Source organism: Vreelandella sp. V005, assembly GCF_052645115.1.
Genome location: NZ_JBQXYA010000010.1, coordinates 24424 through 37293, shown reverse-complemented (window position 1 = coordinate 37293; position 12870 = coordinate 24424). Strand labels below are relative to the sequence as shown.

The window sequence follows — 12870 nt, the reverse complement described above, 5'->3', positions numbered from 1 at the left end:
GCGAAATGATTAATCAGGAATGGGTAGGTTGTTTTTCTTGTGACTGCGCTTCCAGTACTTTAGCCGCCTGCCAGTAGGCTTCCATCTCGTCTAGCGAAGCCTCCGTTAAGGGCCGCTGGGCAGCGCTAAGCTTACTCTCTACGTAGCGAAAGCGGCGTTCAAATTTGGCATTCGTCGTGCGCAGGCACTGTTCCGGGTCGGCGTTCAGGGTGCGCGCAAGGTTGGTCACCGCAAACAGCAGATCACCCACTTCTTCTTTGGCGTGCTGTTGGTCACCGGCGGCTAGCGCCTCTTCGACTTCGGCTAGCTCTTCTCGAATTTTGGCGAGCACGCCTTTGGCATCTGGCCAATCGAACCCAACCCGTGCGGCACGCTTTGACAGTTTGGCGGCACGGCTGAGTGCGGGCAGTGTGCGTGGCACGTCGTCGAGTACCGAAGGCGTTTTGGCCGTGCGCTCGGCACGCTCTTCAGCCTTTAATGACTCCCAGCGGCTGTTGACCTGCTGAGTTTGCACCTCTTCGGCGCTCACGCCTGGCGGACGGCGAGAAGCCAGGGTGCCCTCTGGAAAGACATGCGGATGGCGGCGCAGCATCTTTGCTGTTAGCGTATCGACAATATCGTCAAAGTCGAAGCGCTGCTCTTCGGCCCCAAATTGAGCGTAATAGACTACCTGAAAGAGCAAATCGCCCAACTCACCGGGCAGCTCGTCAAAGGCGCGCCGTTCTATGGCATCGGCGACCTCGTAAGCCTCCTCTAGCGTGTGCGGCACAATGCTGTCCCAATCCTGCTGCAGATCCCACGGGCAGCCCTGTTCACGGTCACGCAGCACCTGCATCAGGGTCAGCAGATCATTCATACCATGGCGCATTATGCCCCTCCCTTACGCATTTGTTGATCCGGGTCGGCATTGCGTAGACGGCGCACTTCGGTGACGTTAGGCAACTGCTGAATGCGCGAAAATAGCCGGCCCAGAGACTCCAGCCCGTCGACTTCCAAGGTAATGCGCAGGCGGGCGATGCCTTCATCGGTGTCGGTCAGGGTGTTCACAGCGAGTACATTGACCTTTTCATTACCCAAAAGCCCGGTGACATCACGCAGCAACCCGGAGCGATCCCAGGCCTGAATCTCGATGGTCACCGGATAGCGCGTTTGGGCACGCTCGCCCCACTCCACTTCGATAATGCGCTGGGGTTCGTCGAGTCGCAGTTGCAAAATATTGCTGCAATCCTGGCGATGCACGGTGACGCCGCGGCCCTGGGTAATAAATCCAATGATCGGCTCGCCGGGTACAGGACGACAGCAGTTCGCCATGCTGGTTTTCAGGTTACCCACCCCCAGCACCGTGATGTCGCTCTTGGTGGCTTTACTGGACTGTCGCTTGGGCTTGGCCAGCAGGCGATCCAGTTGCTCTTGATCATCGGTCTCACCGAATAATTGCTGCGCCTGATGCAGTACCTGGCCGATGCGCAGATCGCCCGCGCCAATGGCGGCGTACATATCGTCAGCGTTGAGATAGTTGACCGCTTTGGCCAGCTTGGGTAGGTCGAGCCCTTCGACATCCAAGCGGCGCATCTCGCGATCGAACAGCGCACGCCCTTCGTCCAGGTTTTGATCGCGTGCCTGGTGCTTGAACCACGCCTGGATTTTGGCCCGCGCCCGGGAAGTACGCACATAGCCTAAGCTGGGGTTTAACCAGTCACGGCTAGGCCCGCCCTTGGTGGCGGTCAAAATCTCGATCTGCTGACCGGTTTTGAGCTTATAGGTCAGCGGTACGATGCGCCCATTAATTTTGGCGCCACGGCAGCGGTGGCCAATCTCGGTATGCACGCGGTAGGCAAAATCGATCGGCGTGGCAATACGCGGTAAATCGATGACGTGACCGTCGGGGGTAAACACGTAGATGCGGTCTGGGGCAACGTCGCTGGAGAGCCCTTCGCGCAGATCGCCAAAGCCGCCCACTTCGTCCTGCCACTCCAATACCTGGCGCAGCCAGGCGATTTTCTCTTCGTAGCTGCGGCTTTTAGCGTTGGTATCGTGGCCTTTATAGCGCCAGTGGGCACAGACGCCAAGCTCTGCCTCATCGTGCATGGCAAAGGTGCGAATCTGAATTTCGAGTACCTTGTTTTCTGGCCCCATCACGGCGGTATGCAGGGACTGGTAGCCATTCTTTTTAGGATTGGCGATATAGTCGTCAAACTCGTTCGGCACGTGGTGCCAGCGTGAGTGAATAATCCCCAGGACGGTGTAGCAGTCGGCGACTTCGGGCACCAAAATTCGCACGGCACGCACGTCATGCACTTGCGAAAAATCGATCCGTTTACGCTTCATTTTGCGCCAGATTGAGTAGATATGCTTGGCCCGGCCATCCACGTCGTAGCGGTGGATGTGCTGGGCTTCCATCAAGGCTTTGATGGTTTCCACCACATCGTGGATATAGCGATCACGATCGAGGCGTTTTTCCGCCAGTAGCTTGGCAATCGCTTTGTACTCATCTTCATGCAAGTAACGAAACGATAGGTCTTCAAGCTCCCATTTGAGTTGGCCGATCCCCAGCCGGTGGGCCAACGGGGCGTAAATATCCGCGACTTCCCGGGCAACCTGTAAACATTTTTCCCGTGGGGCGTCTTTTACCTGGCGCAGCGCGCACGTTCGTTCGGCAATTTTAATCAAGGCGACGCGCACATCACCGACCATATTGACCAGCATCTTGCGCAGGTTTTCCTGCTGATTGTGCTGGCCCATGCCATGGTCAGGCGCCAGTGGATAGCTGATGGCGGCCATTTGCAGTACGCCGTCGATCAGGCTGGCGACTTCGGCACCAAAACGTTTTGTCACGGCGTCAAGGCTCAGCAAGCCTTCGCGCACTGCACGATAGAGAACCGCGGCCTCTAGGGTGGCTTGGTCTAGCTTCAATTCACCCAGAATATCGGCCATTTCCAACCCCATGCGGAAGCTAGAGCCGGGAGACAGCCAAACGCGATGCGTGCGTGGGGCTTCCAGCTCTAACGTCTCAGCAAGCTTGCAGGCGTCGACTAAGCGTTCGGGTTCACGTAGACGCACATCCTCTTGCAGGCGCGTTAACCATTGTTGTATGTCCACCTTTCCACTAGCGTCTAGCGGCTGGTCTTCACGCACTTTCACCATGACAATCAATCATCCTTTCTGGGAGACGGTCTCCACACGGCCGTCACCGTGGTTTGAAGCGATGGGCGCAAGCCCCGGCTTTAAGCGTCATCCGCTTCAAACAGCATCAGTGTTTCCATATGCGCAGTGTGAAGGAACATATCCGCCACTGCTACTTGCTTAATTCGGTATCCTGCATGCACAAGATGTGCCGCATCCCGGGCAAGCGTTGCGGGGTCACAGGAAATATAGACCACCTTAGCTACCGGGTGACGTGCCAACGCCTGACAAATCGCTTCACCACCGCTGCGCGGTGGATCCAGCACGAGTGCATCGGAATCACCATGCTTCTCCAGCAGTTGCTTAACGCTGCCGGGGTCGCTCAAGTCGGCCTGCTGACCGCTAACCATCAGCCCGTTATGCTTCGCATTGATAGCAATCCTCGCCACCATGGCGGGGTTGCCTTCCACCGCGTGCACCTCGGCGCCAGCGGCGGCGAGAGGAAGGCTAAAGTTACCGATACCGGCAAAAAGATCGAGTAGTTTTTGTCCCGGTTTAGGCGCCAGCCATTGCATCACCGTGGCCACCATTTGCTGATTAACCTGGGCATTGACCTGTAAAAAATCGCCTGGGGCAAAACTCAGGGTAAGCGGCGGCTGGTTGACCAACGTCAGCTTTTCTTCCAGCGCTGGGGGAGTGCCATGCCAGTGCAGCGTGGGCGTTTCACGCCCCAACCAAGTGCCTAGCGCCACTTGATAGTGCTGAGCAAACGTTTGCCAGCGCTCCGCGTCCTGGGGATGTTCTTTTAACTGGCGCACCAGTACTACCTGGGTGTTCGCTGTTGTCAGTAACTCAATATGGCCGACGAGACGTGGCGCTTCTAGACGTTGTAGTAATTCACGCAGCGGGATTAGCAACTGCTGCAACGTATCTACCAATACCGGGCAGCGCTCAATATCCACCAACCGGTGACTATGCGCGGCACGAAACCCGAGACGCGTCTTGCCTTGGCTATCCACTTTGACGCCCAAACGTGCACGGCGGCGATAGCCTTGATCATCGCCTTGAATCGAGCCGATCTCGCCGAGCGTAATGCCTTGGCGGGCAAACAGATCACGTACCACTTCGCGTTTATGAGCACGTTGGGCATCGACATTCAAATGCTGTAAATCACAACCACCACAGTGACCGAAATGCGGGCACGGCGGCGTAACACGCTGCTCGGAGGTGGAGAGCAGCGATTTAATATGCGCTTCATCAAAGCGTTTGCGTGTTAAATGAACCGCTACCTCGACCTGTTCTCCTGGCAACGCCTGATCCACAAACACGGTTTTACCGCTGGCAGTGTGGGCCACCCCACGGCCATCATGAGCCAAACGCTCAATGACTAATGGCGCTGTCTCATCCGCTGGGGTGTCGCGTTTTTTGCCCCCTGGCGTGCCTGCTAACCCCGAGTGACCCGAGGCGGGCCTGGGTGGACGCCGCTTTCCCAACATGGCCATGGTTAAACTCCCGGCGCAAAAAGGCCAGTGGAGAGATAGCGATCCCCCCGGTCACAGACGATAAACACAATCACCGCATTTTCCGTTTGCTCGGCAATACGCAACGCACCCGCTAAGCTACCGCCCGAGGAAACACCGGCCAGGATACCCTCTTCGCGGGCCAAGCGACGCATATGCTCTTCGGCTTCCTGCTGGCCGATATCCAGGGTGACATCGACCCGAGGCGCTTCAAAAATCGCCGGCAGGTACTCTTGTGGCCAGCGCCGAATGCCAGGGATACTAGCGCCATCGGCGGGCTGCAAACCAACAATTTGAATGGCCGGTTTTTGCTCTTTCAAGTAACGCGATACGCCCATGATGGTACCGGTGGTGCCCATCGAGCTTACAAAGTGGGTCACCTCGCCACCCGTTTGTTGCCACACTTCCGGGCCGGTGGTGCGATAATGAGCAAGCGGGTTATCCGGATTGGCGAACTGGTTCAGCGGCTTCCCCTCCCCCCGGGCGATCATGGCATCCGCGATATCCCGCGCCTCTTCCATGCCGCCGGCTTTGCTGGCAGAAATCAGTTTGGCCCCATAGGCAGCCATCGCCTGCTTACGCTCTTCCGAGGCATTTTCCGGCATTACCAATATCATTTTGTAGCCTTTAATAGCCGCGGCCATGGCTAGCGCAATGCCAGTATTGCCTGACGTCGCCTCAATCAGCGTATCGCCAGCAGCAATCTCGCCCCGGGCTTCCGCCTCGCTAATCATCGAGAGTGCGGGACGATCTTTGACCGACCCGGCAGGATTATTGCCTTCGAGTTTGGCCAGCAGCGTATTGTTGCGCCCCGCGGTAATGCGCTTCAGGCGAACAAGGGGCGTGTTACCAACCACCTCTTCTAACGTGGGATAGCTCTTGAGATAGCCTTTAAGATCATTCATGAATATTCCTTATCGTAACCGTTATGCTGCATTATATCGGTGCTGCCTTAGGCTGGACAGGCAACCTCAATGAATCAGCGAGCTTCTTTTCATGTCATTAAACACCCGGCTGCTATTTGCCTTACTCGGTTTCCCGTTATTGGTGTACGCCATGATGGCGGTACTGCTCGTTATTCAGAGTGATACAGAAGCTCGTGAGGCACAGCAAGAGCGCTTGGTTAATGCAGGCGAGCTGCTGGCGCCCAGCTTGGCTGACGCCATTGCCCAAGGTGACTCTCAACGCGTGGAGTCAGTGGCCCGCCAACTGCTCACAATAAGTGGCTTGCAGACAGTGGCGCTTTTTGACGCACAAGGTCGTCGGCTCTTATTACTGGGTAACGCTGCGCCGCCCCCTCTAAAGGCGCCAGCCAGCAGCCAATTGATCATGGAAGATAATGCCTGGCGATTGCGCTTACCGTTAGCGCTTACCCAGCCCTCGACAAACCCACTCGCAGCAGTGAGGAATAGCGCCGGCTGGTTGGACATCGAGATGGATAGGCGAGCGCTAACCCTGGGCCACTACAGGCTGATAGCCAGCCTCAGTTTAGGCGGCATGCTGCTTGGGCTACTGATGTTTTTAGTCGCGTTTGCCATCAGCCGCTATACCACCCGCCCCATAGAAGAAGCTAACCAAGCGCTTTATCGCCTTTCCCGCGGTGACTATCGACTCCATCTGGCACCTTCCAATGCCGCCGAACTTCACCAACTAACAGACCATATTAATGCGCTTGCTCAACACTTTCAGCAGGCCCAGCGGGATATGCAGACGCAAATCGTCCAGGCCACCAGCGAACTGCAAGAATCAATGGAAACCATTGAGGAGCAGAATATCAAGCTTGATTTGGCGCATCGCAGTGCCTTGCGGGCAAATGCGGTGAAATCTGAATTCTTAGCCAACATGAGCCATGAGATTCGCACGCCTCTCAACGGCATTATCGGCTTTTGTCGGCTGCTGGGCCGTTCATCGCTGGATTCTCGCCAACAGGAGTGGTTACAGCACGTTCATCGCGCTTGTGACAACCTGCTCATGCTAGTGAACGATGTTCTCGACTTTTCCAAGCTGGAGGCAAACCGGCTCACTTTAGAAGAGGCGGATATTGATATCGTCGCCCTGGTCGATGAAGTGGTAGGACTGCATGCGCCTGAGGCCCAGCGCAAACAGTTACACCTGGTGCCAATGGTGTATGACGATGTCCCTACACCACTGTGTGGTGATCCGTTACGGATCCATCAGGTATTAAACAATTTGATCGGCAATGCGCTCAAATTCACCCATGAAGGCGACGTCATTGTGCGTGTCATGCTGGATAACCAAGAAGGCCAGCATGTGGTATTGAATCTAAGTGTTAGCGACACCGGAATTGGCCTCAGCAACGCGCATCAGGAGGCCCTGTTCAGTGCCTTTTCGCAAGCGGAACCCAGCCATTCTCGCCAGTTTGGCGGCAGTGGCCTGGGCCTGACTATCTGCCGCCAGCTCATTGAACGCATGGGGGGTGAGATTGAAGTGGAAAGCGAGCTGGGCAAAGGCACGACTTTCTCGTTTACACTGCCGCTGCTAGCGCACAAAGCGATTGAGCGACCGCCAGAAATCAGCCTACCCAACCCCGTCATACGCCTCTATGAAATGCATACCCCTACCCGCCTTGTGTTGGAGCACCTACTGCAGCGCTGGGAAGCGCAGCCCGTCAAGTTTGATGACCCAGACCAAGCCCAACTGCTGATTTTGGGGTTAGAGCACAGCGACTATACGCCCGAACGGTTTAAGCACTGGCAAGCGGTGATTGACCAAACGCCCTGCCCTGTGTTGATTTTGGCCAACGGCAATAGTTTTGATCTGCCGCCCTTGCGCTTAACCCAGGGCGGCGAAACGCTTTACAAACCCTTTTCGCGCGCACAGCTCGTGGCATCGCTTACACAACTACTGATTCCGACGTTTGTGCCTTCTAAGCTGCCAGCGCCGTTAGCGGCATCACATGCACCGTCACAACCCGTCAAACTGCTTATTGTGGATGACAATGCCCCGAACCGTGAACTGCTCAAAAACATGCTTGAGGATCCAACCATACACATCACTGCGCTGGAGAGCGGCCATCAAGCCCTTGAGTTTGCGCGAACAGGCAATGTGGATATGGTACTGATGGATATTCGTATGCCAGGCATGGATGGCGTACAAACCACCCAGGCGCTGAGGCGGCTCAGCAGCACCTGGGCCCGTTGCCCGATTATAGCCGTCACTGCCCATGTGCTTAGTAGTGAACGCCAGAAATGGCTTGCCGAAGGGCTTGATGATGTCTTGATAAAGCCCATCGATGAGCAACAGCTGCACCTATTACTCCATCGCTTTCTGGGAGTTACTCACCGGTTAGCCGATAGCACTGCCGTTGCTTTACCCACCAACCATAGTCCTAAGGCGGTTAAAACGTTGAGCCACAGCGCGCCCGCCAAGCTATCGGTCGTTGATCTTGAAATAGGCGCACGCCTGGCAGGCGGCAAAGAGTACCTTGCTCGGGAACAGCTTAAACGCCTGATCGATAGCTTAGACGATAGTGAGCAGCACATGCGCGCTGCGTTTGCCCAACAGAATTTACCGACGCTGCTTGATTGGGTACACGGCTTAAATGGCGCCAGCCGTTACTGCGGCGCGCCTGAACTGGCACTATTGGTAGAAACATTGGAAACCCGGTTACGCACTAGCGGCTTAGATCACGTAGAGGGGTTATTGGAAGATCTATACCGAGCCATGGCGCGGTTACGTGCGCACCGCCCACTGCTCTCAAGGCCCTAATCTAAACTCAACCAAACGCAACTAGGGCCAAGAGAGACCTTTAGAGTCTTGTAACGACTGCTATACGCGCTCAAGCACGACAAAGGCAACCGCGTACTCGGCCTCATCGCTTAAGGTGATATGGCTGGCGGTTACCCCCGCCGCCAGTAGCAGCCGTTCAGCTTTTCCGCCCAGCACTAAGTAGGGCTTCCCTAGGCCATCATTAAGCACCTGAATATCACCCCACTGCATACCTGCACGAAGGCCAAGCCCTAACGCTTTGACAAACGCTTCTTTCGCCGCAAAGCGCTTAGCCAGAAACGCGGCAGGTTGAGCCTTCTTTAACCAAACCGCATGCTCTTCTGGGCCCAGAATACGCTGCGCAAAACGTGGTCCGTGTCGCTTCACCGCTCGCGTAAAACGCTCAATACGGGCGATATCAGAACCAATCCCGACGATCATTGTTTAATGTCCGCAACAGCCATTATGAACATGATCCGAGTGGCCTTCATGATCATGGTCGTGAGCATCGAGAGCCGCCATTAAGCCCGCTTCTTGGCCAGCGATAATCAGCCGCTTCATTTCCTGCACGGCCTCTTTCAAGCCAACGAAGAGCGCACGGGCAATAATGGCGTGACCAATATTGAGTTCGTTGACGCCCGGCAGTGCCGCGATGGCTTCCACGTTATGGTAGTGCAAGCCGTGGCCAGCGTTGACCACCAACCCCAATGAAACGGCATGTGTGGCGGCCGCCGTTAATCGATGGTATTCCGCATTCGCCGCATCGCTACCTGGCCGTGCTTCGGCATAGGCGCCGGTGTGCAGCTCGATAGTCGGGGCGCCAGCGCGCTGAGCCGCCTCGATTTGCGCTAAATCTGGATCAATGAATAGCGACACGTCGCAACCAGCCGCAGCAAGACGCTGGCAGGCGCTGGCGATAGCGTCAAAGCCACCCACCACATCCAGGCCACCTTCGGTAGTTAGCTCTTCGCGTTTTTCAGGTACCAGGCAAACATGCGCTGGGCGCACTTCTTCGGCCAGCCCCAGCATTTCTTCCGTCACGGCCATTTCCAGGTTCATGCGCGTGTTGAGCACTTCGGCCAGAATACGTACATCGCGGGGCTGAATATGGCGCCGGTCTTCACGCAAATGCACCGTGATGCCATCGGCTCCCGCCTCTTCAGCCACCAACGCAGCCTGAACGGGGTCAGGATAACGGGTACCTCGAGCTTGGCGAAGAGTCGCAATATGATCGATGTTGACGCCTAACAGTATCCGAGGGGGGTGCATAGAGTCTCCAGCGCAGCAATAGGGAGTAGTCGTGTCATAACAGACAATAAATTAGGGACGATGGCGGCGACGGGCTAAATCAAGCATCAGCTCTCGCGAGCGTAAGACGGTGGAACCCAGATGAGGCGCTAACGCCGCCCGCATCACCGCCTTTAACGCATTGGCAAGGCCTTCATGCTGCCAATCACCCTGTTCAATGTAACGTAACGTTCTGCCGTCGAGCCCACGCTCAGCGGGCATAAATGCCCGACTGGCGGTATCGAAACGGTAGCGCAGTTGAGGGTCTAAAACGCTACCCTCTGGTGTCGTAAACTGCGGCGTCGCCTCTAGTGCTTCCAGCAACGCCCACTCATAGCGGCGAAGCGCCAGCGCCCGCTCGGCGGGCGCTGGTAATGCTTCCAACAGAGCAGTATAAAATGCAAATACATCTGTTGCTGGCAACTCTAAAGGCAATAACCGGGTGGCGATTTCATTAGCGTAAAGCCCACACAGCAAGCCTTCACCCGCTAACAGGGCCGTTTGACCACGTGACTCCATCAGCGTCAATCGCTTTAATTCGCGGCTTCCCTGCCATGTCACAAATAGCGGCGTAAAAGGCTGTAGGCGTTGCCGCGATTTTGAGCCGGGCCTTTGCCCACCATGGGCCACGGCCCGCACTCTGCCGTGATCAAGCGTTAATAAGTCCACCAGCGCACTGGTTTCACGGTAAGGCCGACGATGAAGGAGAAACGCCGGCTCTGGCACCATCGCTACACTCAATCGAGGTCGTAACCCAGGCTTTTTAAGGCGCGCTCGTCATCCGACCAGCCACGTTTCACTTTTACCCATAAATTCAGCATTACCTTAGTGCCTAAGGCGCGTTCCATATCAAGGCGCGCTTCACGGCCAATACTTTTGAGGCGATCGCCATTTTCACCAATCAAAATGACTTTTTGACCCTGACGCTCAACCAGAATTAACGCGCTGATATGCGTTACACGCTCGGTCTCGCGGAACTCTTCAATCTCAACGGTCATCTGGTAAGGCAGCTCGTCGCCTAGCTGGCGCATGACCTTCTCACGCACCAGTTCAGCCGCCATAAAGCGAAGACTTTTATCGGTGATCTGATCTTCAGGAAAGAAGTGCACGCTTTCGGGAAGATGCTTGGCCACCTCCTCTTCCAGGGTATCTACCTGCGTACCGTGCTTGGCAGAAATAGGTACGATGGCGGCGAAATCACGGCGCGCACCTACCTCAGCCAACCATGGCAATAGATCGCCTTTTTCGCCTAAGCGATCGACTTTATTGACCGCTAGAATGATCGGCGCTTTGACATGTTCCAAGCGCTTCAGCACCGCTTGATCTTCTTCTGTCCAGCGTGTGCGATCGATAATAAACACCACACAATCCACATCACGCAGTGCCTGGGTAGCGGCCTGGTTCATAAAGCGATTGATCGCTTTATTACGATCCTTGGACATGATGTGCATGCCAGGGGTATCGACATAGATAAACTGGGTCTCTTCGACCGTTTTAATACCCATCACTTGGTGGCGCGTGGTTTGCGGGCGCCGCGAAGTAATCGATATTTTCTGCCCCAGAATACGGTTCATGAGGGTCGATTTGCCCACGTTGGGTCGGCCGACAATGGCAACGAATCCGCAGGTTTGGCTCATGATTTGTCTCCAGGACTTTTTTCGAGGTACGAAAGCGCTTCTTCTGCAGCTTGCTGTTCAGCGTGACGGCGGCTAGGGCCTTTACCAGTGGTATGCTCAGCTAACAAATCAATGTAGCACTCCACGGTAAAGGTCTGGGCATGCGCCTCCCCCTTTACGCAGACAACTTCATAGCGCGGCAATGCCGCTTGCCGTGACTGCAGGAATTCCTGCAGGCGCGTTTTGGGGTCTTTTTGGGTATCTTGTAAGGAGATATTCCCAAGCCGCTCGGCGTACCAATCCAACACACGGTCGCGGACAACATCCATACCGGCATCTAGATAGATCGCTCCGATAATGGCTTCGACCGCGTCGGCTAGAATAGACTCGCGGCGGTGCCCGCCGCTTTTCATCTCACCAGAGCCTAAACGCAAGCACTCACCGAACTCCATTTCACGGGCGAGTTCTGCTAGAGTTTGCCCTTTTACCAGCCGTGCCCGCAGGCGTGAAAGCTGGCCTTCGCGGGCTTGAGGGAAGCGCTGGAACAGCGCCTCGGCGATTACGAAATTGACGATGGAGTCACCCAAAAACTCGAGGCGCTCGTTATTACGCCCCCCGTAGCTGCGATGGGTCAAGGCCAGCTCCAACAGCGTCTCGTCGCCGAAGGTATGGCCGATTCGTCGGCAAAAAGCGTTTAAGGAATTACTCACAGTTCTCCTACGTCATTGACGTTAACTAAAGTGACATAACTGACTAAGCTCAACGTAAGCAGAACCTTCATTCAATGTGCCGCACGCTAGTGAAACTCGGCAAACCACCATCCCAATGCATCCATACGGCAAACGCGCGGCCCACAATGTTCTCTTCCGGCACGAAACCCCAATAGCGACTGTCGTTCGAGTGATCACGGTTATCACCCATCATGAAGTAGTGTCCATCAGGCACTTCAACTTCACGCATTTGTGGGCCAGGATCACGCGGATTGTTGTAAATAAAGTGATCAGCTTCGCCAAGTCGTTCAGCTAATAATAGCTGCTCAGGAGAACTGTCAGGCCCTTCTTCTATCAACTCTTTTGCCACCGTTTCACCGTTGACATAGAGCTGCTTACCTTCATAGCGGATACGGTCGCCGGGCAGGCCGACCACACGCTTGATGAAATTTACCGACGGTTCATCAGGGAAACGAAACACCATCACGTCCCCGCGTTCAGGGTCATCCACTTCGATAAAGCGGGTATTCACTACCGGCAGGCGAAGACCATAGGCAAACTTATTGACCAGGATAAAATCACCCACTTCTAGCGTGGGCCGCATTGAGCCAGACGGGATCTGAAAGGGCTCGATAATAAAGCTGCGCACCACCAACACGACCAGCAGCACGGGGAAAAACGAGCGTGCGTAGTCAACGGGCCATGGTTCTTTAAGCAGTTTTTCGCTAGTAACGGGGTCAAGACCTTCCTGGGTATGGGCCTCTGCTGTGGCAAAGCGCTGACGGCGTTTGGGCTTTAATACCAACACGTCCAACAGATAAATAACGCCCGAAAGCGCAACGGCAAGTACCAAAAGTAATGAAAAATCCATGGGTGGTGTTCTTT

11 protein-coding genes are annotated in these 12870 nt (G+C 55.5%); 1 reads left to right on the top strand and 10 read right to left on the bottom strand.

Annotated elements, in window-relative coordinates:
* Positions 1–13: 13 nt before the first annotated feature.
* The 4 genes from mazG to cysM form a co-directional block, all read right to left on the bottom strand.
* Complete coding sequence (mazG, locus tag ACUN8H_RS17180; RefSeq protein WP_445533263.1) at positions 14–868, bottom strand: nucleoside triphosphate pyrophosphohydrolase; 855 nt, start codon at positions 866–868, stop codon at positions 14–16.
* Positions 868–3144, bottom strand: a complete 2277-nt coding sequence (gene relA / locus ACUN8H_RS17175; RefSeq protein ID WP_295709008.1) for a GTP diphosphokinase — start codon at positions 3142–3144, stop codon at positions 868–870. The genes mazG and relA overlap by 1 nt, the downstream gene beginning before the upstream one ends.
* 80 nt (positions 3145–3224) lie before the next feature.
* Entirely contained in the window at positions 3225–4625 is a 1401-nt protein-coding gene (locus tag ACUN8H_RS17170; RefSeq protein WP_445533262.1) for a TRAM domain-containing protein, read from the bottom strand.
* A gap of 2 nt (positions 4626–4627) precedes the next feature.
* A complete protein-coding gene (gene cysM, locus ACUN8H_RS17165; protein WP_445533261.1) occupies positions 4628–5548 on the bottom strand; it encodes a cysteine synthase CysM in 921 nt (306 codons plus the stop codon).
* Positions 5549–5639: 91 nt separating this feature from the next.
* Here cysM and ACUN8H_RS17160 point away from each other — a divergent pair, with 91 nt between their 5' ends.
* Positions 5640–8372 (top strand): ATP-binding protein, encoded by a 2733-nt coding sequence (locus ACUN8H_RS17160; RefSeq protein WP_445533260.1) that lies wholly within the window; start codon positions 5640–5642, stop codon positions 8370–8372.
* Positions 8373–8432: 60 nt separating this feature from the next.
* Here ACUN8H_RS17160 and acpS read toward each other — a convergent pair whose 3' ends face one another.
* The 6 genes from acpS to lepB form a co-directional block, all read right to left on the bottom strand.
* Complete coding sequence (acpS, locus tag ACUN8H_RS17155; RefSeq protein WP_445533259.1) at positions 8433–8813, bottom strand: holo-ACP synthase; 381 nt, start codon at positions 8811–8813, stop codon at positions 8433–8435.
* A 3-nt stretch (positions 8814–8816) separates the two neighbouring features.
* The gene (gene pdxJ / locus ACUN8H_RS17150) at positions 8817–9641 is read right to left on the bottom strand and encodes a pyridoxine 5'-phosphate synthase (RefSeq protein ID WP_445533258.1); all 825 of its coding nucleotides are present in this window, start codon (positions 9639–9641) and stop codon (positions 8817–8819) included.
* Between the two features lie 51 nt (positions 9642–9692).
* Positions 9693–10388 (bottom strand): DNA repair protein RecO, encoded by a 696-nt coding sequence (gene recO / locus ACUN8H_RS17145; protein ID WP_445533257.1) that lies wholly within the window; start codon positions 10386–10388, stop codon positions 9693–9695.
* Between the two features lie 8 nt (positions 10389–10396).
* Positions 10397–11296, bottom strand: coding sequence for a GTPase Era (gene era / locus ACUN8H_RS17140; protein WP_445533256.1), 900 nt, complete (start codon positions 11294–11296; stop codon positions 10397–10399).
* Positions 11293–11985: a ribonuclease III gene (rnc, locus tag ACUN8H_RS17135; RefSeq protein ID WP_445533255.1), complete on the bottom strand. Its 693-nt coding sequence runs from the start codon at positions 11983–11985 to the stop codon at positions 11293–11295. The genes era and rnc overlap by 4 nt, the downstream gene beginning before the upstream one ends.
* Positions 11986–12052: 67 nt before the next feature.
* On the bottom strand, positions 12053–12856 hold the full coding sequence (lepB, locus tag ACUN8H_RS17130) for a signal peptidase I (RefSeq protein ID WP_445533254.1): 804 nt from the start codon (positions 12854–12856) through the stop codon (positions 12053–12055).
* Positions 12857–12870 lie beyond the last annotated feature (14 nt).